At 76.2% G+C, this 21,175-nt stretch carries 24 protein-coding genes; 7 read left to right on the top strand and 17 right to left on the bottom strand.

The window, feature by feature from the left end:
• Positions 1 to 4: 4 nt before the first annotated feature.
• The 9 genes from IEX99_RS09170 to IEX99_RS09130 form a co-directional block, all read right to left on the bottom strand.
• Positions 5 to 544 carry a host-nuclease inhibitor Gam family protein gene (locus IEX99_RS09170; RefSeq protein ID WP_188899709.1) on the bottom strand — a complete coding sequence of 180 codons (540 nt, stop codon included), beginning with the start codon at positions 542 to 544 and terminating at the stop codon, positions 5 to 7.
• Positions 541 to 1,005, bottom strand: a complete 465-nt coding sequence (locus IEX99_RS09165; protein WP_229677896.1) for a helix-turn-helix domain-containing protein — start codon at positions 1,003 to 1,005, stop codon at positions 541 to 543. The genes IEX99_RS09170 and IEX99_RS09165 overlap by 4 nt, the downstream gene beginning before the upstream one ends.
• Positions 1,002 to 1,220, bottom strand: a complete 219-nt coding sequence (locus IEX99_RS09160; protein ID WP_188899708.1) for a hypothetical protein — start codon at positions 1,218 to 1,220, stop codon at positions 1,002 to 1,004. Before IEX99_RS09160 ends, IEX99_RS09165 begins: the two co-directional genes overlap by 4 nt.
• Positions 1,217 to 2,239, bottom strand: coding sequence for an AAA family ATPase (locus tag IEX99_RS09155; protein ID WP_188899707.1), 1,023 nt, complete (start codon positions 2,237 to 2,239; stop codon positions 1,217 to 1,219). Before IEX99_RS09155 ends, IEX99_RS09160 begins: the two co-directional genes overlap by 4 nt.
• Before the next feature lie 60 nt (positions 2,240 to 2,299).
• On the bottom strand, positions 2,300 to 4,279 hold the full coding sequence (locus IEX99_RS09150; RefSeq protein WP_188899706.1) for a transposase domain-containing protein: 1,980 nt from the start codon (positions 4,277 to 4,279) through the stop codon (positions 2,300 to 2,302).
• Complete coding sequence (locus IEX99_RS09145) at positions 4,273 to 4,719, bottom strand: DNA-binding protein (protein ID WP_188899705.1); 447 nt, start codon at positions 4,717 to 4,719, stop codon at positions 4,273 to 4,275. The genes IEX99_RS09150 and IEX99_RS09145 overlap by 7 nt, the downstream gene beginning before the upstream one ends.
• Positions 4,713 to 5,006 (bottom strand): hypothetical protein, encoded by a 294-nt coding sequence (locus IEX99_RS09140; RefSeq protein ID WP_188899704.1) that lies wholly within the window; start codon positions 5,004 to 5,006, stop codon positions 4,713 to 4,715. The genes IEX99_RS09145 and IEX99_RS09140 overlap by 7 nt, the downstream gene beginning before the upstream one ends.
• The gene (locus IEX99_RS09135) at positions 5,003 to 5,224 is read right to left on the bottom strand and encodes a hypothetical protein (RefSeq protein WP_188899703.1); all 222 of its coding nucleotides are present in this window, start codon (positions 5,222 to 5,224) and stop codon (positions 5,003 to 5,005) included. The genes IEX99_RS09140 and IEX99_RS09135 overlap by 4 nt, the downstream gene beginning before the upstream one ends.
• 126 nt (positions 5,225 to 5,350) lie before the next feature.
• Positions 5,351 to 5,665, bottom strand: coding sequence for a helix-turn-helix domain-containing protein (locus tag IEX99_RS09130; protein WP_188899702.1), 315 nt, complete (start codon positions 5,663 to 5,665; stop codon positions 5,351 to 5,353).
• 151 nt (positions 5,666 to 5,816) lie between these two features.
• Here IEX99_RS09130 and IEX99_RS09125 point away from each other — a divergent pair, with 151 nt between their 5' ends.
• Together IEX99_RS09125 and IEX99_RS09120 are read left to right on the top strand one after the other, a co-directional pair.
• Complete coding sequence (locus tag IEX99_RS09125; protein ID WP_373285174.1) at positions 5,817 to 6,614, top strand: helix-turn-helix domain-containing protein; 798 nt, start codon at positions 5,817 to 5,819, stop codon at positions 6,612 to 6,614.
• 658 nt (positions 6,615 to 7,272) lie between these two features.
• The gene (locus tag IEX99_RS09120; protein ID WP_188899700.1) at positions 7,273 to 8,424 is read left to right on the top strand and encodes a M20/M25/M40 family metallo-hydrolase; all 1,152 of its coding nucleotides are present in this window, start codon (positions 7,273 to 7,275) and stop codon (positions 8,422 to 8,424) included.
• A 166-nt stretch (positions 8,425 to 8,590) separates the two neighbouring features.
• Here IEX99_RS09120 and IEX99_RS09115 read toward each other — a convergent pair whose 3' ends face one another.
• Positions 8,591 to 9,181, bottom strand: coding sequence for a YopT-type cysteine protease domain-containing protein (locus IEX99_RS09115; RefSeq protein WP_188899699.1), 591 nt, complete (start codon positions 9,179 to 9,181; stop codon positions 8,591 to 8,593).
• 225 nt (positions 9,182 to 9,406) lie between these two features.
• Here IEX99_RS09115 and IEX99_RS09110 point away from each other — a divergent pair, with 225 nt between their 5' ends.
• The 4 genes from IEX99_RS09110 to IEX99_RS09095 are packed head-to-tail and all read left to right on the top strand — an operon-like array spanning position 9,407 to position 12,481.
• On the top strand, positions 9,407 to 10,813 hold the full coding sequence (locus IEX99_RS09110) for an L-lactate permease (protein WP_188899698.1): 1,407 nt from the start codon (positions 9,407 to 9,409) through the stop codon (positions 10,811 to 10,813).
• A 55-nt stretch (positions 10,814 to 10,868) separates the two neighbouring features.
• Entirely contained in the window at positions 10,869 to 11,708 is an 840-nt protein-coding gene (locus tag IEX99_RS09105; protein WP_188899697.1) for a Bug family tripartite tricarboxylate transporter substrate binding protein, read from the top strand.
• Positions 11,709 to 11,852, top strand: a complete 144-nt coding sequence (locus IEX99_RS09100; protein ID WP_188899696.1) for a hypothetical protein — start codon at positions 11,709 to 11,711, stop codon at positions 11,850 to 11,852.
• On the top strand, positions 11,852 to 12,481 hold the full coding sequence (locus IEX99_RS09095) for a DNA-3-methyladenine glycosylase family protein (protein WP_188899695.1): 630 nt from the start codon (positions 11,852 to 11,854) through the stop codon (positions 12,479 to 12,481). Before IEX99_RS09100 ends, IEX99_RS09095 begins: the two co-directional genes overlap by 1 nt.
• A gap of 114 nt (positions 12,482 to 12,595) precedes the next feature.
• Here the strand turns inward: IEX99_RS09095 and IEX99_RS09090 are convergent, their stop codons facing one another.
• From IEX99_RS09090 to IEX99_RS09075, 4 genes are read right to left on the bottom strand one after another with little or no spacing between them, the layout of a single operon-like run.
• Positions 12,596 to 13,366: an alpha/beta fold hydrolase gene (locus IEX99_RS09090; RefSeq protein ID WP_188899694.1), complete on the bottom strand. Its 771-nt coding sequence runs from the start codon at positions 13,364 to 13,366 to the stop codon at positions 12,596 to 12,598.
• A 7-nt stretch (positions 13,367 to 13,373) separates the two neighbouring features.
• The gene (locus IEX99_RS09085) at positions 13,374 to 14,234 is read right to left on the bottom strand and encodes a DMT family transporter (RefSeq protein WP_188899693.1); all 861 of its coding nucleotides are present in this window, start codon (positions 14,232 to 14,234) and stop codon (positions 13,374 to 13,376) included.
• Between the two features lie 43 nt (positions 14,235 to 14,277).
• Entirely contained in the window at positions 14,278 to 15,615 is a 1,338-nt protein-coding gene (locus IEX99_RS09080; protein WP_188899692.1) for an NAD(P)H-dependent oxidoreductase, read from the bottom strand.
• A 28-nt stretch (positions 15,616 to 15,643) separates the two neighbouring features.
• Positions 15,644 to 16,642 (bottom strand): NAD(P)H-quinone oxidoreductase, encoded by a 999-nt coding sequence (locus IEX99_RS09075; RefSeq protein ID WP_188899691.1) that lies wholly within the window; start codon positions 16,640 to 16,642, stop codon positions 15,644 to 15,646.
• Between the two features lie 141 nt (positions 16,643 to 16,783).
• Between IEX99_RS09075 and IEX99_RS09070 the strand changes: the two genes are divergently transcribed.
• Complete coding sequence (locus IEX99_RS09070; RefSeq protein ID WP_229677895.1) at positions 16,784 to 18,067, top strand: ABC transporter substrate-binding protein; 1,284 nt, start codon at positions 16,784 to 16,786, stop codon at positions 18,065 to 18,067.
• Positions 18,068 to 18,097: 30 nt separating this feature from the next.
• On the opposite strand, the gene IEX99_RS09065 is transcribed toward IEX99_RS09070, so the two are convergent.
• The 3 genes from IEX99_RS09065 to IEX99_RS09055 form a co-directional block, all read right to left on the bottom strand.
• On the bottom strand, positions 18,098 to 18,943 hold the full coding sequence (locus tag IEX99_RS09065; RefSeq protein ID WP_188899690.1) for an arginase family protein: 846 nt from the start codon (positions 18,941 to 18,943) through the stop codon (positions 18,098 to 18,100).
• 31 nt (positions 18,944 to 18,974) lie between these two features.
• Positions 18,975 to 19,982, bottom strand: coding sequence for a Bug family tripartite tricarboxylate transporter substrate binding protein (locus tag IEX99_RS09060; protein WP_188899689.1), 1,008 nt, complete (start codon positions 19,980 to 19,982; stop codon positions 18,975 to 18,977).
• A gap of 98 nt (positions 19,983 to 20,080) precedes the next feature.
• Positions 20,081 to 21,169, bottom strand: a complete 1,089-nt coding sequence (locus tag IEX99_RS09055) for an ABC transporter ATP-binding protein (protein WP_188899688.1) — start codon at positions 21,167 to 21,169, stop codon at positions 20,081 to 20,083.
• Positions 21,170 to 21,175 lie beyond the last annotated feature (6 nt).

Genomic DNA, 21,175 nt, shown 5'->3' with positions numbered 1-21,175 from the left:
CGCCTCAGCCGGTGGCCGCCGCCGGCCGAGGCGCGAGCGCCAGCGCCGCCGGCTGCACCACGAAGTCCTCGCCGCCGGAGGCGATGCTCACCCCCGGCACCGCACGCGCGGCCTCCGGCTCGCGCAGCATCGCCTCCTTGTCCACCTCGGTCTTGATGCGCAGGAAGCGCGTCAGGCCGAGGCGCTGCAGCGCCGCGATCACCTCGGCGGTCCGGGCGATCCGCACGCTCGGCGGCCGGGCGCGCCAGCCGATCTCGCCGGCGGGCAGCTTCACCGTCTTGATGCGGCCGCCCTCGGTCAGCGCCGCGCGGTTCGCCTCGGCCCAGAGCTGCAGGCCGCGCGTCAGCCGCTCCGCCTCGGCCGCGAGCGGCGCCGCCTCGGCCTCCGCCTGCGCCTTGCGCCGCGCCACCTCCTCGTCCAGCGCCGCCTGGATCAGGGCGCGGACGCGCGCGATCTCGCCGAGCCGCGCCAGGTAGCCGTTCGCCTCCTCCCGGTCGCGCGGCGCCGGCACCGCCTCGGCCGGGCGCTTCAGCCTCGTCGTCACCCGCTGATCCTCCCCTGCTCAGGAACCTCCTCGCCCCCGCGCGCGGCCGCCTGCCGCCGCGCGGCGGCGGCGATCGCCTCGAGCCGCGCGGCGAAGGCGGGATCGGCCGCGGCGCGCGCCGCGATCCGCCGCACCGCGTAGAGCACGGTGCTGTGGTCGCGCCCGAAGGCGCGGCCGATCGCCGGCAGGCTCGCCCCGGTCAGCCGCCGCGCCAGGGCCATCGCGACGTGGCGCGGCGGCGCGCCCTGCCGCCGGGCCGAGCGGATCTCCGCCTCGGGCAGGCCGAACGCCGCCGCCGTGGCGGCGATGATCGCCCGCAGCCGGGGCGGCGCCGGCAGCGGCTCCGCCGCCGGGGCCGCCGCCGCGCCCGCCGGCCGCTCCAGCCGGCCGACGCGCGCCTCCAGCCGGGCGAGCCGCAGCGCCAGCGCCGCCGTCGTCGTCGGCTCCGCCCCGCCGCTCATCGGTCGCTCCAGGCGAAGCGCGGCGCCGCCGCGTCCGCGGCGCGCCCGCGCCGCGCCTCGGCCTCGTGGCGCCGGCTGTGCGCGGCGCAGGCGAGCAGCTCGATGCGCAGCAGGCGCACCTCCTCGGGCCCGAGCCGGCAGCCGGTGTCGATGTACTTCTCGAACAGCCCGGCGACGGCGAACAGGCGGTCGGAGACCGCGGGGATGCCGCTCATGCCGCCGCCTCCGCCGCCGGCTGGCCGCCGACCGGCGCGCCGGAGAGGCGCTCCCAGGCCATGCGGATGTGCGCCTCGGCCACCGCCGCCGCGCCCTCGCCGCCGGCCAGCATGTGCGCGACCCGCAGCACCTTGGTCAGGTTGCGCAGCGCCCCCGGCTTGCGGGCGATGACCTGCAGCAGGCCCCGCTCGCCCTTGCCCGCCACGCCCCAGGCGTCGAGCAGCGCCTCGATGTCGCCCCGCTGCGGCCGCGGCCGGGCGAGGCGCATCCCCACCCGGCTGAACAGCTGCGCGTAGTGCGCGGCGCGGGCGCCGCCCTCGAGCCGCGCATAGACGGTCTCGTTGCCGACCAGCGCCACCCCGACCTCGGCCAGGTCGTGGATCATGCGCAGCTGGTCGAGCGCGACCGAGGGCAGGTGCTGCGCCTCGTCCACGACCACCAGGCCGCCGCTGCCGCGCAGCCGCTGCGCGATCGCCCGCGACAGGCGCTGCGAGGACAGGCCGCGGTCGGCGATGCCGACCGCCTCCGCCAGGTCGTCGAGCAGCGCCCGCGGCGTGGCGTGCACCGGCTCGGCGGTGAGGATCCACACATTGGGGGCGCGGGTCTGGTAGGCGCGGCAGGCCGCCGTCTTGCCCACCCCCGGCGCGCCGGTCACCACCACCAGCTCGGGCAGGTGCTGCGCGTGCTCGAAGGTGGCGAAGATCGCCTCCGCCGTCGGCGTCGCCACGAAGCCGGGCGCCGCGGGCAGCAGCGCGCGGGTGCGCGCCTGCGCCTGGCGCGAGGCCAGCCATCGGCGCGCCTGCTCCGCGATGCGCTCGCCGCGCCCCTGGTAGTGCCCGCCCATCCAGGCGGTCAGCGAGCCATAGGCGATGCCGGCCTGGCGCGCGATCTCGGTCATCGCCAGCCGCTCGGCGGCCATCACCGCGCGGATCTCGGCGCGGACCGCCTCCTGCGCATCGGCCGCCGGCGCGCCGGCCTCGGCACGCTCGGCGGCGGCTTCTGCGGTGTCCACTGGCATGCTATGAACCCCCCGTTGCCGGTGCGATGCGGCCGGGGCGCAGGCGCCGTCCCCCACGGATCAGTCCTCCGCCCCGGCCTCCTCCTCGGCCACGACGCGCAGCTGCGGGCCGGACCGCCCGGCCCGCAGCGCGCGCACCGCGGCCACGAACAGCCGCTCGTCCAGCGGCGTGTCGTCCTCCTCCTCCGCGGCGGCAGGCCGCAGCGCGGCGCCGCCCTGCACCAGGCGCACGACCTTCGGCGGCGGCGCCGGCGGCTCGGCCGGCGCCTTCGGCAGCAGCGCCGCGACCTGCTCGACCGAAAGCGTGCGCTCGGCCGCCGCCATCTGGCGGTAGCCCTTCAGCCAGGCGCGCCGGCGGCGCGCATGCTCGCGCGCCGCCGCGACGTCGGCGAAGCCCGCCGCCTCGACGCAGGGCGCGGCGCCGAGATAGGTGCCGTCCAGCCGGTAGACGTGCACCTCCTCCTGCAGCGCCTGCGGGTCGAAGCGCACCACCGCGCGCCTCCCGCGATGGGCCAGCAGGAAGTCGGCCCAGTAGCGGTTGCCCTCGAGGTGGATCGAGGCGTCGGCGCGCCGCACCATCACCCCCTCCGCCGCCATCAGCCACAGCCGGCGCTGCTCCGCGCTGGCGCGGCGGATCGGCGCGCGCGCGTAGCTCTCCGCGAAGGCCTCGGCGAAGCTCCGCCCCCGGCAGACCTCGGACTTCCGCCCGGGCCGGGCGTTGTGCTCGGCGATGCCCGCCGCCACCACCTCGAGGAAGGTGTCGAGCGGCACCGCCCGCGAGGCGTAGTTCGCGGGCTTCGCCCTCGGGTCGTTGCCGGTCCAGGCCCCGGCGAAGGCGGGGTGCTTGGCGAGGCCCTGCGCGAAGTCGCGGAACGCCCGCTCGATCGGCTTCGACTGCCCGCTGTAGGGCGTCGTCCAGTGCACCTGCACGCCGAGCGCGGTCATCAGCCCGTGCGGCTCGTCGTCCCGCACCTTGAAGCGGTAGCGGTTCGGGACGCCGCCGGTCAGCCACTTGCTCGCGAAGTTGCGGCCGTTGTCGAGCCAGCAGTGGTCCGGCACGCCGTAGCGCTCGACCAGGTCGCCGAAGGCAAGCCGCACCGCCTCCTTGTTCTCGGTGCGGTCCACCCGCCAGGAGAGGATCATCCCCGAATAGATGTCCTGGAAGGCGACCATCACCGGCCGCGCCACCTCGCCATCCGGCCAGCGCACGAACACGTCCCACACGTGGCCGTCGGCGTTCACCGCCTCGAGCGCATGGAACACGCCGCGCTCGCGCGCCTGCGCGGGGTAGAGCCGCTGCAGCGCCGCGGCGCCCTGGCGCGTCAGCACGCGCAGCCCCTCCGGCAGCGCCGCGAGCCGGCGCAGCAGCGTGCGCGCGGAGGGGACGGTCCAGCCCGCCTCGGCGGCCGTGGCGGCGAGGCGGCGATAGCAGTCGGCGAAGTTCGGCTGCTCCGGGCGGAGGTAGTCGGCCTTGAGGAACTCCCACGCCTCGGGGCTGCACGCGGCGCCCCGCCCCGCCGTGCCGTACTGCGGCGCGAGGCGCGGCAGCCAGTCCTGCCGCGGCACGCCCGCCACCAGCCGCTGCCAATTATAGAGTGTCGTCGGCGCGACGCCGCGCAGCGCCGCGACCTGCCGCACCGCCGCGCGCCTGCCGACGCCGCTGCGCACCAGCGCCGCCACGGCCTCGAGCGCCTCGAGCCGCGCGCGGGCGGTGGCCTTCTTCGTCTCGGGCTGCCGCTCGAACCACGCCCAGAGCTCGCCGGCGACGAGCGCCTCCCGTGCCGCCCCGCCGGCGGCCCCCGCCGCGCCGGCGGCGAATATCCGCGCCAGCGCGGCCTGCGCCTTGGCGGGCAGGACCGAGCAGTGGTATTCGATGCCGCCGCCGCCCCCCCGGCGCCGCCGCCAGAGCCGCCCCTCCGCCTCCGGGTGCTGCCACCCCGCGCGCTTCGCCAGGGCGGTGACGTTCTTCTTGGCCCGCGGCAGCCCCGGCAGCGCCAGCGCCGCCAGCGCCGCGGCGGTGAACCACTCCCGGCTCAGCATCCGGCGGCCCCCTCCCCGTCCGCCGGCGTCTCGCACAGCACACCGTAGAGCGCGGCCGTCCACCGCCGCAGCCGCGCCGCATCGGGCTCGCGTCCGAACCGCTCGCGGTGGACCTGGCGGGCGATGGCATGGGCGGCCACCAGGGCCTCCAGATCCACCGCCGCCAGCAGCGCGAGCAAGGCCGCCCGGCCGTCGCCCTCCGCCGCGCCGGCGGCGGACATCCGCGCCAGCACGGCCTGCGCCGCGGCGGGCAGGACCGAGCAGTGGTATTCGACGCCGCCGCCGCGCCCCCGGCGCCGCCGCCAGAGCCGCCCCTCCGCCTCCGGGTGCTGCCACCCCGCCCGCTTCGCCAGGGCGATGACGGCCGGCTTGCTCCGCGGCAGCCCCGGCAGCGCCAGCGCCGCCAGCGCCGCGGCGGTGAACCACTCCCGGCTCAGCATCCGGCGGCCTCGCGGGCCAGGGCGGCGAAGCGCCGCGCGTCGCGCCGGTGCGCCGCGGCCAGCGCGGCATCGCCGGCGGCGAGCGCCGCCCAGGCGTCGGCCCGGCAGCCCAGCGCCAGCAGCCGCAGCTGCGCCGCCGCGCGCTGCGGCGTCGCGCGCGGCATCGCCTCGGCGGCCGCGCGCGCCGCCGGCAGCGCGGCGAGCAGCGCCAGCGCCCGGCCGGCGCGGCGGATGCCGGCCCGCGCGGCGCGGCGCCGGGGGGCTTCGGGGGCGCGCCGGGCCGTCATGGCGCCAGCCCCGCCAGCACGGCGCGCAGCGGCGCGCGCATCGCCTCGGCCGCGGCGATCAGGCAGAGCAGCAGCGGCACCCCGACCAGCCCGCAGGCCAGCGCCAGGATCAGCACCCGGTGCCCCGGCGTCGGGTCCGGCAGCCGCGGCTCGCGCCACAGCTCGCGCGCCGGCGCGCGCCGCGTGCAGGGCGCGATGCGGATGTCGCGGCGGGCCATCTCACGCGCCTCCCCGCCGCGGGCGGCGTCCACGGCGCCGCTCTCGACCATGTGGTCCACGAACAGCCGGCGTGCGCTCGGCCTCGATCAGGTCGAGCGGGATCTGCACGACGGCGCCGGCCGGGTTCATCGGGCGCCTCGCTTTTGACGGTGCGGGGAGGAGGGCGAGCGGCTAGCCTGCGCCGTGCCAGGGCGGCGCCCGCGGAGGGGCTGCCCGGAGGCGTCGTAGCGGCTGGGCCAGATGTCCTGGGGCCGGCGGCCGAGGTGGGCGGCGACGATCGCCTCCACCCGCGGCCAGGGCTTGATCAGCGTCACCCGCACGGCCGACCCGGCGAGGCCATGCCGCTGGGCGAGCGCGGTCAGGGTGACGCCGGTCTTGCGGACCGCCGCCTTGATGTCCTCCGGGTGCCAGTCGGTCGGTTCGGTGGCTGGGCTGGGCATTCCGGCCTCTCCAGAGCGGCGCGTGGCCGTTAGAGAGTGACCGTTTGGTATCTGATGTCAACACCAAACGGTTCTGCCTGACTGGTCGAAATGTTCGTTGGGTGATTGCGCCATGCCACAGCGCAGCGAAGCAACTGGCGAGACGGCCAAGGTGGGGGGACCACCTGGGGCTATAGCTCCAAACGGTGATTTTGGTGATTACCCCAACGAGGAAGCGGGAATAGCCGCGCGCGCCGCACGGCTCCGGCAGGCGGTGAGGCGCGCCGGCGGTAATCAAGCGGTCGCACAGCGGGCCGGAATGCCCGTCGGCACGCTCAATCGCTACATCGCCGGCCGCGACATGAAGGCCTCGGCCTTGGTCGCGCTCGCCGCCGCCTGCGGTGTCCGCGTCGAATGGCTTGCCACCGGCCGCGGCGCCATGACGCCCGGCGAGGCGCTGCAGCGCGAGCGCGCCCGCGCCGAGGAAGAGCGCGCGGCGCCGGCGGCGGCGCCCCCGGAACCGCTGGCCCTGGCCGGCATCCCGCTGCCGCCCGAAGCGCTCGCCCAGCCCTGGCGTTGCCTCCTCGACCTGCGGGCGCTGGCCTGGGCGCTCGCCTTCGCCGAGCAGCTCCTGGCCGCCCGGGGCGGCGGCCTCGCCACGCCGGAGGTGCGCCTTCACCTCGCCTTCGACACCCTCGAGGAGCTGCGCCGCGCCATCGGCCGCCCCCTGCCGGATGGCTGGCGCGCCGGGCTCGACCTCGACACCCTCGCCCGCATGCTCGGCCTCGTCGAGATGGTGCGCGCCCCGCGGCCGGAGCGCGCCGACGCCCTCCGGCGCCTGCGCGGCGCGCTGATCAATTACGACCTCGCGCTCTACGACCACACCCCCGGCGCGGAGCCCCCCGCCGACCAGGCCGACGAGGGCTGGGAGCTGCTGCCGCCCGAGCCTCCGAAGGAGCCGCCCCCGTGAGCCCCCGCCCCCCGGCCGCGCCGCCCGGGTCGCCCCGCGCCCGCCGCCCGGCGGGAAAAGTCTAGGAAAATGATCCCAGACGCTTCTTCCGTCCGCTCGCGGAACGAAATCGCGCCTAACCCATTGGTTTTCAATGACAGTTACGATCAATATGGCGAAATTGTGATGCGTACCAGTTCGCCTTGGTGTTTCACGCGTGAAACGCGCCGCCGTTCCGCGCGCGGAACATCGCCGCGCCGCAGAAAACCGCCACTAAGAGCGCCTTGAGAGACCCCCTGATGGCCCCTCTCGGAAGTCTAAAATCAAATGGCAAAACCGCCGCCTCTTTCCATAATGTCTGACATTCCAGAGCTGGAACGAGGCCGCGCCTGATATGCCCGAACCCCGCAGACTTCCGCGAAAAATCCCACTCCATCCCCAGTCGTCCCGCCGGGGCCCGGAATTCCAAATTCCTGTGTCAGACGACAGAGGGTCTCGCTGCGGGCCGGCGTGGTGCAGTGGCGCGGATCACGCCCCGGCACCGTCCGGGCCCGGATGCCCGCCTGCGCCGGATCGCCGCGCCTCCCGCCCCGGGACGCGGCCGCCACCCCGCCCCCTTGCCCCGCCGCCCGGTCGCGCGCAGCCTTCCCCCGTCACTTCCGGAGAGAGAGCCGCCGCGATGCCCGCCGACCCGATCGCCGCCGTCCTGGACCTGCCCTTCGACCAGGAGGCGATGCTTGCCGGCCTCTGCCGCTGGGTCGCCTGCGAGAGCCCGACCTTCGACGCCGCGGCCGTCGAGCGGATGCTGGACATGGCCGCGCGCGACCTCGCCCTGCTCGGCGCGCGCATCGAGCGCATCCCCGGCCAGATGGACTTCGCCGGCTGCGTCCGCGCCCGCTTCCCGCACGCCGCGCCGGAGGGCACGCCCGGCGTGCTCGTGCTCGCCCACCTCGACACCGTGCATCCCGTCGGCACGCTGGAGAGGCTGCCGATCCGGCGCGAGGGCAACCGCTGCTACGGCCCGGCGATCCTCGACATGAAGGGCGGCACCTACATCGCCCTCGAGGCGATCCGCCAGATCCTGCGCGCCGGCCTCGCCACGCCGCTGCCGGTCACCGTGCTGCTGACCAGCGACGAGGAGGTCGGCAGCCCCTCCACCCGGGACCTGATCGAGGCCGAGGCGGCGCGCCACAAGGTGGTGCTCGTCCCCGAGCCGGCGCGCCCGAGCGGCGGCGTGGTCACCGGCCGCTACGCCATCGCCCGCTTCAACCTGCGCACCACCGGCCGGCCGAGCCACGCCGGCGCGCGCCTCGCCGAGGGCCGCAGCGCGATCCGCGAGATGTGCAGGCAGGTGGTCGCCATCGAGGCGATGACCACCGACGACTGCACCTTCTCGGTCGGCGTGATCCGCGGCGGGCAGTGGGTGAACTGCGTCGCCACCCATTGCGACGCGGAGGCGCTCTCCATGGCCAAGCGCCAGGCCGACCTGGACGCGGGCGTGGCGCGCATGCTGGCGCTGAAGAGCACGAATCCGGACGTGACGCTGGAGGTGACGCGCGGCGTCACCCGCCCGGTCTGGGAGCCGGACGAGCGCGTGATGGCGCTCTACCGCCTGGCGCGCGGCATCGCCAACCGCATCGGCTTCGACATCGGGCACGAGAGCAGCGGCGGCGGCTCGGACGGCAACTTCACCGGCGCGCTGGGCATCCCGACGCTCGACGGCCTCGGCGTGGCCGGCGCCGGCGCGCACACGCTCGAGGAGCACATCCTGGTGGACAGCCTGGTGCCGCGCGCGAGGCTGTTCGCGGGGCTCCTGGCCTCGGTGGAATAGCCGCGCGCCGGGGAGGCAGCGACCCGCGCCCCGGTCTCCCGCTCCGCCCTGCGTCCCGGCCGCCGTCCGGCCCCCAGGGCAGATCGCGGGCGGCCGGGAGCGTGGACCGGCTCGGCGAACAACGCGCCGGAGCCGTTGCCGCGGGCGCAGCCGAGCGAAAGCGGCCCTAGCCTTCGGTCGTGCGGTGCACCTCGTTGACCGTCGCGTAGAGCGGGAACCGGCCGAACAGGTCCGCCAGGATCGCGTCGAGCTCGCCCAGCTCGCCCGCATACTCCCCGATGTTCGGATCGAAGGCGTGGATCGAGGCCCGGTGCACGTTCCCGCTGACCGGGACGAGCCCGCGGAAGCCGGCGATCGCATGGCCCCCGCCTCCGGCGAAGCGCATGGACCAGGTCGCCGCCGCGCCGATCCGCCCGAGGTCGGCGGCAAGCCGGGCACGGATCCCGACCATGCCGACGCAGGCCCGCATGACGGTGGTCTGCGCCGCGTAGTCGAGCCCGAGTCGCGCCCCCGCCTCGCGCCGCGCCGCGTCGCGGCCGACCGCGGCCCGCCGCAGGGCATAGGCCTGCTGGTGCCGCAACGCCTCGGGGATGCGCTGCGCCAGCATCCGCATGCGGTTCACCGGCGGCAGGTCGGGGAAGCGCTTGATGATGGCCAGCCAGTGGTCGCAGAGCGCGACGCAGACGCCGTTGCGCAGGACCGGATCCTTGACCGACCGCAGATGGGCGTCCTGCGAGAACGGGGCAAGGGTGAACATGCGGCCAGCTTCCTCACGTCGGGCGGCCCGGCACATGCAGGATAGCACCGCGCCCCGCGCCCACCAACGAGCGCGCCATGCGCATCGTCGCGGCGCGCCCCGGACAGGCCCGGTCCGCCCGGCGGACGCGGCCGCCGCGCTGTCTCGGCCGCATCGCCGCCGGGGCCGGCGCGCAGCGGACCGCCCTGGCGCCGAGCGGCGCTTCCGGCAAGCATGCCGACCGCCGTGGTCGTCCTCCTCCTGCAAGCCGCGCCTCTGCTGCTGCTGATCGGGCTGCTCGCCTCCGGGCGCGCGGGCCCGGTCGCGGCCTGCCTCCTCGCGCTGGCGCTGGCCGTGCCGGCCGCCCTGGTCTCGCTGCCGTCCGGCGCCCACGGCGCCCTCTTCCTCGCCGAGGAGACGCTGCGCGGCGCCTTCCTCGCGGCGCAGCCGATCGGCGTGGTGGCGGGCGGGCTGCTGTTCCACGCCGCCGTCGCACCGAATGCCGCCGCGCCGGGCGCCGCCGCGCCCTCCGCGCGCCGCGTCTTCGCCGCGACGCTGCTCGCCGGCAATTTCCTGGAGAGCGTGACCGGCTTCGCGGTCGGCGCGGTGTTCGCCCTCTCGGCGCTGCGCGGCATGGGGATCGGCGGCCCGGTGGCGGGCGCCATGGCGCTGCTGTCGCTGAGCCTCGTGCCGTGGGGCGGGCTCGGCCCCGGCACCGCGCTCGGCGCGGCGCTGATCGGCCTGCCGGCGCAGCGCATCGCGCAGGTCGCGGCCTGGCCGAACGCGGCCTGGCTGCTGGCGCTCGGCCCGGTGCTGTGGCGCCTCTGCGCCGCCGCGCGCATCGAGGTGACGCCGCGCGAGAAGGCGGCGCAGCTCGGCCTGCTCGGCGCCATGGCGGCGATCCTGCTCGCCAGCAACCACGTCCTGCCCTTCGAGGTCGCCGGCATCCTCGCCGCGGGCCTGCCCCTGCTGTGGACGCTGTGGCGGCTCGATCCGCCGCGCGGCGCGGCGGCGTGGCGCCGCGCCCTCTCCGCCATGGCGCCCTACCTGGCGCTGACCGCGGCGCTGCTCGGCGCGCGCGCGCTTCCCGCGGCGCCGGCGCTGAAGCCGTGGGAGGACCTGCCCGGCTTCCCGATCACCCATGTCGCGGTGGTGCTGTGGCTGGTCTCCGGCGCGCTCCTCCTCGCGCGCCCGCATCCGGCGCGCGAGGCGCTCGAGGCGCTGCGCCGCGCCGCGCGGCCGGCCCTCGCCATGCTGCTCTACGTCGTGCTGGCGCGCCTGCTCGCCGGCAGCGGCGCCGCGGCGGCGCTCGCCCAGGCGGCGGCGGAGGCGCTCGGGCCGCTCGCTCCCTACGCCGTGCCGCCGCTCGGCCTGCTCTCGGGCGTCGTCACCGGCAGCAACGTCGGCTCCAACGCGGCGCTGATGCCGGTGCAGGCCGGGCTCGGCCAGGCCGCCGGCATGCCGGACTGGCTGGCCCCGGGCCTGCACAATTTCGCCGGCGCCGCCGGGGCCGGCATGAGCTTCGGCGTCACCGCGCTGATCTGCGGGCTGCTCGCCGACGGCACGCGGCCGGCGCAGCTCTGGCGCCTGCTCGCGCCGTCGCTGCTCGCCGTGGTCGCCATCGGCTGGGCCTGCGTGTGGTTGCTGACCTGATGCCGTCGCGCTAGGCGGAAGCGATACCGCTCCGCGTCCCAGGGAGAAGCGAGACTTGCCCCCGCGTTTCCGTCGCCGCGCCGCCCTCGCCGCGCTGCCCGGCCTGCTCGCCGCCCCCGCCGTGGCGCGCGCCCAGGGTGCCTTCCCGACCCGCCCCCTGCGCCTGATCGTCCCCTACCCGCCCGGCGGCGTCACCGACATCATGGGCCGCCTGATCGCCGAGCCGATGGGCAAGCATCTCGGCCAGCCCATCGTCGTGGAGAACCGCCCCGGCGCCGGCGGCAACATCGGCGCCGTCGCCGCCGCGCAGGCCGAGCCGGACGGCTACACCCTGTTCCTCGGCACCATGGCGACGCACGGCGTCAATCCGGTGATCTATCCCGACGCCCGGCTCGATCCCGTGCGCGACTTCGTCGGCGTCGGCATGATGTGCGACATGCCGAACGTGCTCTCCTGCAATCCGCGCCGCCTCGACGTCACCTCCGTCGCGCAGGTGATCGAGCGCGCGAAGCGCAGGCCCGGCGAGCTGATCTTCGGCTCGGTCGGCAACGGTTCCTCCTCCCACCTCTCGCAGGCCCTGTTCGCGCGCATGGCGGGCCTCGAGTTCACCCACGTCCCCTACCGCGGCTCCTCTCCCGCCCTGACGGCGATGATCGCGGGCGACCTCGACCTCCTGTTCGACGCTTCCGCGACCTCCACCGCGCACATCCGCGCGGGCGCCATCCGCGCGCTCGCGGTCACGACCAACCGGCGCATCTCCTCGCTGCCCGACGTCCCGACCATGGACGAGGCAGGGGTGCCCGGCTACCACCTCAGCGTCTGGAACGGCGTCTTCACCCAGTCGCGCGTGCCGGCGCCGGTGCTGGAGAAGCTGCAGGCCGCCTTCAATGCCTAGATGGACGAGGCGATGCTGAAGCGGCTGCGCGACAACCACACCGAGCCGCTCCTCATCCCCTCCGCCGACCTCCAGCGCTGGCTGCGCGAGGACCAGGCGCGCTGGATGCGGATCGCGCGCGAGGTCGGGCTGCGGGTGGACTGATGACGCCGGAGGCGCTGCGGCACCTCCGGCGCGACCCCGTCCTCAAGCGGGTGATCCGCGCCGTCGGCCCCTGCACCCTCGCGCCCGTGCGGCGCGAGCCCTACGAGGCGCTGGTGCGCGCCATCGCGCACCAGCAGGTGCACGGCCGCGCGGCCGAGGCGATCCTCGGGCGCTTTCTCGCCCTCTACCCGGGCGAGCCCTTCCCCTCGCCGGCGATGGTGCTGGCGACCGAGGTCGGGGCGCTCCGCGCCTGCGGCTTCTCCGCGAGCAAGGTCGCCGCGATCCGCGACATCGCGGAGAAGGCCGTCGCCGGCGTCGTCCCGACGCGCCGCGGCGCCGCCCGCCTCTCCGACGAGCAGCTCATCGAGCGGCTCTGCACCATCCGCGGCGTCGGCCGCTGGACGGTGGAGATGCTGCTGATCTTCACCCTCGGCCGCCCCGACGTCCTCCCGGTGGACGATTTCGGCGTGCGCGAGGGCTGGCGCGTCGCCGCCGGCCTCGCGGCGCAGCCGAAGCCGCGCGCCCTCGCCGCGATCGGCGAGGCCTGGGCCCCGTTCCGCACCACCGCCGCCTGGTATCTCTGGCGCGCCGCCGACGCCGCCAAGCGCAGCGCCTTCAAGCCGCAATAGAGCCGATCGCGGATGGCCAGGAACCGCCGGGAGCGTGAATCAGCCCGGCAGACGACGCGCCGGCGCCGTGCCGCATGCACAGCCGCGCGAAGGCGGCTCCGGGGCGCGACGCGCTCAGTCCGCCAGGAACGGCCGCACCACCGCCAGGAACCCCTCCGGGTTCTCCGCGTGCAGCCAGTGGCCCGCCCGCGGCACCGTGGCGAAGCGCGCGTTGGGGAACAGCGCGCGGAAGAGCGCATGGTGCTCCGGCCGGATGTAGTCGGAGCGCTCGCCCGCCACCACCAGCACCGGGCCCTCGTAGCGCGCCCCCTCCGGCACGCCGTCGAACCCCTCGATCGCCGGCATCCCCGCGGCGATCCCGTCGAGCCCCAGGCGCCAGCGCGGCGGGTCCGTCTCGAAGCGCAGGTTCTGCAGCAGGAAGCCGCGCACCGGCGCCTCCGGCACCGCGGCGGCGAGCGCCGCGTCCGCCTCGCGCCGCGTCAGCCCGGCGCGCAGCGGCAGCGCGCGCATCGCCGCGACATGGCCGCGCAGCCGCGGCGGGTAGCGCACCGGCGCGACGTCGGCGACGACCAGCCGCGCCACCGCCTCCGGCCGCGTCAGCGCCAGCATCATCGCCGCCTTGCCGCCCATCGAGTGCCCGAGCACCGCCGCCGGCAGCGCGCCCGCCGCGGCGAGCGTCTCCGCCACGTCCGCGGCCATGGCCGGGTAGTCCATCGCCGCCGCGCGCGGCGAGGTGCCGTGGTTGCGCAGGTCGAGCGCCAGCACGCGGTGCCCCGCCGCGGCCAGCGCCTTCTGCACCGTGCCGAAGTTCTGCGCGGCGCCGAACAGCCCGTGCAGCAGCGCCACGGGACTTCCCTGCCCCGCCTCGACCCAGTTCAGCCGCATCCTCGCCTCATCCCCGCGCCGCCAGCGCCACGCTGGCGACGATCAACGCGCCGCCGGCCAGCACGTCCCACCCCACCGGCTCGCCGAGCCAGAGCGCGGCGAGGATCACGCCGACCGCCGGCACCAGCAGGAAGCCGACCGAGCTGACCGCGCCGGGCAGCCTGCGCCCGACCTCGATCACGCACCAGGTCCCGACCGGCGCCGCCACCCCCCCGACGGCCAGCATGTGCGGCCAGGCCGCCGCCGGGATGCCGCCCCGCGGCTCCGCCAGCAGCGCCAGCGGGCCGAGCACCAGCGTGCCGAGGCCGAAGCACCAGGGCAGCTGCTCCAGCATCGGCCGATGCGGCGGCCAGCGGCGCGTGACGACGATGGCGACGCTCCACAGCAGCGCCGCGAGCATCAGCATCCCGTGCCCGAGCAGCTCCCGCGCCGAGCCCCAGTCCACCGCCCAGGGCCCGGCCAGCGCGCCGACGCCGGCGAGGCCGAGCGCCGCCGCCACCCAGCGCCGGGCGGAGACGCGCTCGCCGAGGAACAGCATGGAGAGCGGGATCAGCCAGTAGGTGACGACATTCGCCAGCACCGACGTCCGCCCCGCCGGCACCACCAGCAGGGCGAGGTGCGCCAGCGCGAAGAAGCCGCCGATCTGCAGCAGCCCGATCGCCGCCACCACCCGCCAGTCCTGCCGCGACGGCAGCCGCAGCCGCCCGAGCGCCGCGAGCAGCATCGCCGCCATCAGCGCCGCGAGCCCGGCGCGCGACAGCCCGAACCAGAGCGGCGTCGCCCCGGCGTCCACGGCGGCCTTCGTGACCGGCCAGGTGCCGCCGAACAGCACCACGGAGACGCCGAGCATCGCGAAGGCCGGGCCCATGCGGCCCGGCGATCCCGCCGCCGCCCCGGCGCGCGCGCTTCCCTCAGGCGAAGCCGGCCTCCATCTCCGCACGGATGCGCACCGCCTCCGAGGCGGGATCGAGCGCGACATCGGCGCGCGTCACGATCGCCCCCTCCGCCACGTCGCGCAGCAGCCTCACCCGATGCGCCAGCCCGATCGGCAGCGCCCCGAGGGCGCGCGAGCGCGCCGCGGGGACGCACTTGCCCCACACCGTCGCCCCGCCGTCGCCGTCCAGCACCTCCCCCGCCCTGAGCGCGCGCTTGGCGACCGCCACCACGTCGGCGCGCCACGCCTCCGTGCTCCCCGTCGGCTCCCCCCGAAGGGCGGCGGAGGCGACGGAGACGCCGAGCTCCAGCCCGATGAGGTGATAGGGCCGCCAGAGCGCCGCGTAGCGTCCCGTCTCGTCGGTCGCGACGCCGTACTCGGAGAAGCAGCGGCGCGCGTACTCCGTCTCGCCCTCGAACACCGCATAGACGCCCCAGCGCAGATCGTCCGGGATCGCCGTGCCGTCGCGCCGCACCGAGGACACCACCTCCACCATCCCCTTGCGCGCCAGCACCCCGCCCTCGTCGCGCGGCCGCAGCACCCGGGGCAGCTCGGAGGTGCCGGCGGGCGGGAACAGCAGCCCGTCCTCCGGCGGGGCGAGGCCGGTGGCGTTGGCGATCGCCGCCATCTCGATCCCCGACTTCGTGCCGTCGAGGAAGGAGTTGAACATCTGCGGGTTCATCCCGCCGGCGCGCGCCTGCTCCTCCGTCAGCCCGTAGAACCCCCAGACGGTGGCCGGCGTGGAGGCGTGGAAGTGCGGCAGGTACTTCGTGCCCTTGCCGGCGGCCACCACGGGGAAGCCCGCGGCGCGCAGCGTGTCCACCAGCTCGCACACGAGCGCCGGCTGGTCGCCATAGGCCATCGAGTAGACGACGCCCGCCCTCGCCGCCTCGCGCGCCAGCAGGGGGCCGGCGAGCACGTCCGCCTCCACGTTCACCATCACCACGTGCTTGCCGTGGGCGATGGCGTGGCGCGCGTGGCGCAGGCCGGCGGCCGGATCGCCGGTGCACTCCACCACCACCTCGACGCGCGGATCGGCGATCAGCGCCATCGCGTCCTCGGTGAGGTGCGTCGTCCCGCGGCGCGCCGCCTCGTCGAGCGACGCCGCGGCATGGGCCTCCGGCGGCCAGTGCACGCTCGCGAGCCGCTGGCGCGTGCGCGGCAGCGACAGATCGGCGATGCCGAGCACATGCAGCCCCGGCGTGGCGCGCGCCTGGTGCAGGAACATCGCGCCGAACTTCCCGGCCCCGACCTGCGCGACGCGGACGGGCCGGCCCTCGGCGGCGCGGCGGAGCAGCAGGCGGTGGAGGCTCACCGCCGCCGCCCCGGCCCGGCGGCGCGCCTCACCGCGCCACCTCGAGCATGATCTTGCCGATGTGCGCGCTGCTCTCCATCAGCGCGTGCGCCTTCGCCGCCTCGCGCAGCGGGAACACCGCGTGGATCACCGGCCCCGCGCGCCCCTCCGCCAGGATCGGCCAGACCTTCGCCTCCAGCGCCGCCGCGATCGCGCCCTTCTGCGCCGTGGTGCGCGGCCGCATGGTGCTGCCCGTCACCGTCAGCCGCCGCAGCATGATCGGGCGCAGATCCGCCTTCTCCGCCTCGTGGCCGCCGAGGAAGGCGATCAGCACCAGCCGCCCGTCCCAGGCGAGGCAGCGCAGGTTGCGCTGGAAATACGCCGCCCCGACCATGTCGAGCACGACGTCCACCCCGCGCCCGCCGGTGAGCTTCCTCACCTCCTCGGCGAAGTCCTGCTCGCGGTAGTTGATGGCGGCGTCGGCGCCGAGCCTCAGGCAGGCCGCGACCTTCTCCGCGCTTCCCGCGGTGGCGAAGACCTTCGCCCCGAACTCCTTGGCGAGCTGGATCGCCGTGACCCCGATGCCCGAGGTGCCGCCGTGCACCAGCGCCGTCTCGCCCGGCGCGAGGCGCCCATGCCCGAACAGATTCGCCCAGACGGTGAAGTAGGTCTCGGGCAGCGCCGCCGCGCGCAGCGCGTCGTATCCCTTCGGCCAGGGCAGGCACTGCGCCTCCGGCACGGTGCAGAATTCGGCGTAGCCTCCGCCGTTGGTCAGGGCGCAGACCCGGTCGCCCGGCTTCCACCGCCGCACCTCCGGGCCGACGGCGACGACCTCGCCGGCCACCTCCAGGCCGAGCACCGGGCTCGCGCCGGGGGGCGGCGGATATTCGCCCTTGCGCTGCTGGACGTCCGGACGGTTCACCCCCGCGGCCAGCACGCGGATCAGCACCTCGTCGGCCTTCGGCTGCGGCACCGGGCCGGTCGCGGGGACCAGGACCTCCGGCCCGCCGCCGTCGCCGTGGGCGATGTAGGTCATCGTCTCGGCCATGGCCCCTCTCTCCCCTCCAGGTGCGGCGCCGACGTGAACCCGCCGCTTCGCCGCCCGTCAAGCCCGTCCGGCGGGGTTGCGCCGCGCCCGATCGCGTCCGAACATCCGCCGCGCCTCGCGTCGCTTCCGGGAGTGGAACCCGTGTCCGCCGCTCAGCTGCACCGCCGCCCGCTGCTGCTGGGCACCGCGGCGTTCGCCGCGACGGCCGCGCCCGCGGCCGTGCCGGCGCGCGCGCAGCCGCAGCTGCAACAATCGCCACAGCCGCAGCCGGCGGCCGAGATCCGGCTCGGCGCGCTCTACCCCCTCTCGGGCCCGTTCGCGCTGCTCGGCGACGAGAGCTTCCGCGGCCTCGAGCTCGCGGTCGAGGAGTGCAACGCGCAGGGCGGCGTCCTCGGCCGCTCCGTCCGCCTGGTGAAGGCGGACGCCACCGACCCCGCCCAGGCGGTCGCCGAAGCGCGGCGCCTGATGGCGCAGGAGCGCGTGTTCGCGATCCTCGGCACCCGCTCCTCGGCGCTGTCGCTCGCCGCGAGCCAGGTCGTGGAGCTGCAGGGCGTCCCCTACATCGAGCTCGGCGCCACCGCCGACGCGATCACCGAGCGCGGGTTCCGCAACCTCTTCCGCACCTGCCCGCGCGCCTCGGACTACGCCGCCGTCGCCCTCGACGCCATCGTCGAGGTGCTGGCCCCGCCGCACGCCACCGATCCGACCGCCTTCAAGCTCGCCCTGGTGCACGAGGACGCGCCGGGCGCGCAGTCCGCCGCCGCGGCGATCGAGCAGCAGGCCGCCCAGCGCGGCATGCAGCTGGTCGAGAAGATCGCTTACCCGCCGCGCTCGGGGGACCTGGCCGGGCTCGCCCCGCGGCTGCGCGGCATCGGCGCCGACATCCTGCTGCACCCCGGCGGCCAGCAGGCCGACATCGTGCCCCTCTTCCGCGGCATGCAGGAGGCGGGCTGGCGCCCGCGCATGGTGATCGGCACCGGCGGCGGCTATTCGCTCGCCGAGACCGCGCGCACCGTCGGACCGGACTTCGAGGGCGTGATGAACGTGGACGTCACCCAATTCGCGGTGCAGGAGCGGATCGCCCCGGGCGTCGGCGCGTTCGCGGAAGGCTACAAGCGCAAGTACGGCTCCGAGCCGCGCACCGGCGATTCCCTCGCCAACGCCTTCGGCGCGCGGGTCTTCCTCGACGCGCTGCGGCGCGCCGGCGCCGCCGAGAAGGACCGCCTGCGCGCGGCGCTGCTCGCCACCGACATCGCCGAGGGCACCACCGCCACCGGCTGGGGGGCGCGCTTCGACGACAAGGGGCAGAACCAGCGCGCCCGCCCCTTCCTCGTGCAGTGGCAGGGCGGCCAGCTGGTGACGGTGTTCCCGCCGCCCGCCGCGGTCGCGCCGCCGCGCCCCCGGCTCGGCCCGCCACCGGGCTGATTCCCGATCCCGCGATCGCGGCCGATCCGCCTACGGCGCGGCGAGCCGCTCCACCACCGGCCGCAGCACCTCCGCCCCGATCGCCGCGGCGATCGCGGTGGCATGCGGATCGAGCGGCGCGTCGAACTCCGCCGCCTCGAGCCCGACGACGCGCCCCGTGTCCGCGAGCGCGGCGAGGCAGGCGCGCAGCTCCGCCGGCTGCAGCCCGCCGGGCACCTTGTATTCGGCCGGGAAGGCGGCGGGGTCGAGCACGTCCCAGTCCACGTGCACGAGCAGCGGCCCCTCACCGGGCAGTGCCCGGCCGAGCCGCGCCACCAGGTCCGGCCCCGGCGGGACGCGCCGCACGCCATGCGCCTCGATCAGCGGCACCTCGGTCGGGTCGAGGTCGCGCGCCCCCACCATGACCAGCCGGCGCGGATCGAGGCCGCTGCCCAGCCCGCTGTCCCACAGCCCGGCTGCGGCGCTCAGCACCATGCCGCCGAGATAGCCGGTCGGCGTGCTCTCCGGCGTGTGGAAGTCGCCGTGCGCGTCGAACCACACCACGCCGAGGCCCCGATGCGCGGCGGCGAAGCGCGGCAGGGTGGCGATGCTGTTGGCGCAGCGTCCGGCGATCACGATCGTCCGCTCGCCGGCGCCGAGGCCGCGCGCCAGGCGCTCCGACACGGCCTCGAGCAGCGGGCGGGCGCGGCGCAGCGCCGGCTCCCACGGCTCGCGCCGCGGCGCGGCGTCCGGCTCGCCGAACGCCTCGGGCGTCAGCCCGTGCCGCTCGGCCAGCGCCCGCGCGAGGGCGGCGGCGCCCCGCATCGCGCCCGGCGTGCGGTCGCTGACGGGGCCCTGGACCAGGATCAGCCGAAGGCCGGGAGCGTTGCCGCTCATGGCGGCCCAACGCGACGGCGCCGGGGCGGGTTCAGTTCACCGTGATGCCGGCCTGGCGGATGATGGCGCCCCACTTCTCCATCTCGCCCTGCATCCACCGCACGGCGCCGGCCGGCGTGGTGTCCGAGGCGAGCTGCATGGTCAGCTCGGTCAGCCGCTGCCGGATCGCCTCCTGCTGGAGCACCCGGTTCACCGCGGCGTTCAGCGCCTCCACGACCGGCTGCGGCGTGCCGGCGGGCACCAGCATCATGTGCCAGGTGTAGGCCTCGTAGTCGGGCACGCCGCCCTCGATGAAGGTCGGCAGGTCGGGCGCGAAGGGCGCGCGCTCCCGCGTGCTGATGGCGAGGCCGCGCAGGTCGCCGCGCTGGATGTAGGGCAGCGCGCTCGCCGCGACGTCCACGATCATCGGCACGCGCCCGCTCAGCACGTCCGGCAGCGCGGCGGAGGAGCCGCGGTAGGGGATGTGGTTCACGCGCAGCCCCCCGGCCTGGCGCAGGAACAGCTCGGTCGCGAGGTGCACCGCGCCGCCGTTGCCGGAGGAGGCGTAGTCGTACCGTCCCGGATTCTCCCGGCACAGCCGGATCAGATCGGGCAGGGTCTGGGCTGGGAAGTCCTTGTTGACCATCAGGATCATCGGGATCTGCCCAACCAGGACGACCGGCGTGAAGTCGGCCACCGGATCGAACGGCAGGCGCGGGAACAGCGCCGGCAGAACGGAATGCGCGATGGTGGTGTAGAGCACCGTCTGCCCGTCCTTCGGCGCCTTGGCGACCACCTCGGTGCCGACCACCACGCCGGAGCCGGTGCGGTTCTCCACCACCACGCGCTGCGGCAGGACCTTCGAGAGCTCCTCCGCGATCAGTCGTGCCGGAACGTCGGTCGGACCGCCGGCGGCGAAGGGTACGACCATGCGCACCGGCTGGTTCGGCCAGTTGCCGGCGGCGCCCTGGGCGGCGGCCGGGCGGCCGAGCGTGGCCGGCCCGGCGGCGCCGATCGCGGCGGCGGCCGAGCCGAGGACGAGATGGCGGCGGCGATGCATGGGGCCTTCTCCGATGTCCCGGCAATTCCGCGCATCTCAATGGGATCGCCCGCGCCCCGCGTCAACGGCGTCGCACCGCGGGCCGCCTCCCCCGGGGCTCAGGCGGGCAGGGGATCGAGCCGCCGGCCGGTCTCGGCGTCGAAGACGTGCAGCGCCTCCGCCGGAAGCAGGAGCGGCAGGACCGTGCCCGCCTGCGGCGCGCCGGCGCCCGGCAGCCGCGCGGTGAAGGCCTCGCCGCCGGGCAGGCGTCCGTGCAGCACCGTCTCCGAGCCGAGCGGCTCGGCGAGGTCCACGGCGAGCGGAATCCCGTCCTCTCCCGCCGCGGCGGCGCGCACATGCTCGGGCCGCACGCCGAGGACGAGCCGCCGCCCCTCCGGCCCCGGCCGCGCGCCGTCCGCGAAGCGCAGCACCGGCCCGGCGGCGAGCGCGGCCGCGCGTCCCTCCGCGGCGAGCCTCGCCTCCAGGAAGTTCATCGCCGGGCTGCCGATGAAGCCGGCGACGTAGGTGTCCGCCGGCCGCGCCCAGACCTCCATCGGCGTCGCGATCTGCGCCGCGCGGCCCTGGTGCATGACGACGAGGCGGTCGCCGAGCGTCATCGCCTCGGTCTGGTCGTGGGTGACGAACAGCGAGGTCACGCCGAGCCGCCTCTGCAGCCGCCGGATCTCCGCCCGCATCTGCACGCGCAGCTTCGCGTCGAGGTTGGAGAGCGGCTCGTCGAACAGGAACAGCCGGGGCTCGCGCACGATCGCCCGCCCCATCGCCACGCGCTGCCGCTGCCCGCCGGAGAGCTGGCGCGGCCTGCGGTCGAGCAGCGCCGAGATGCCGAGCAGCTCCGCCGTCTCCTGCACGCGGCGGCGGATCTCCGCGCGCGGCACGCGGCGGATCTTCAGGCCGTAGGCCATGTTGTCGAACACGCTCATGTGCGGATAGAGCGCGTAGTTCTGGAACACCATGGCGATGTCGCGGTCCGCGGGCTCGAGCGGCGTCACGTCCCGCCCGTCGATCAGCACGCGGCCCCCGGTCGGCGTCTCCAGCCCGGCGACGATGCGCAGCAGCGTGGACTTGCCGCAGCCGGAGGCGCCGACGATCACCACCATCTCCCCGTCGGCGACGGCGAGGTCGATGCCGTGCAGCACCGGCACGGCGCCGAACGACTTCCTCACGCCCGCGAGCTCGAGGGTGGCCATGCGCGC

This window comes from Caldovatus sediminis (genome assembly GCF_014644455.1).
In the GTDB taxonomy this organism is placed as follows: Bacteria; Pseudomonadota; Alphaproteobacteria; order Acetobacterales; family Acetobacteraceae; genus Caldovatus; species Caldovatus sediminis.
Note: the sequence above shows the minus strand (reverse complement) of the source record. Positions and strands in the feature narration are given on the sequence as shown.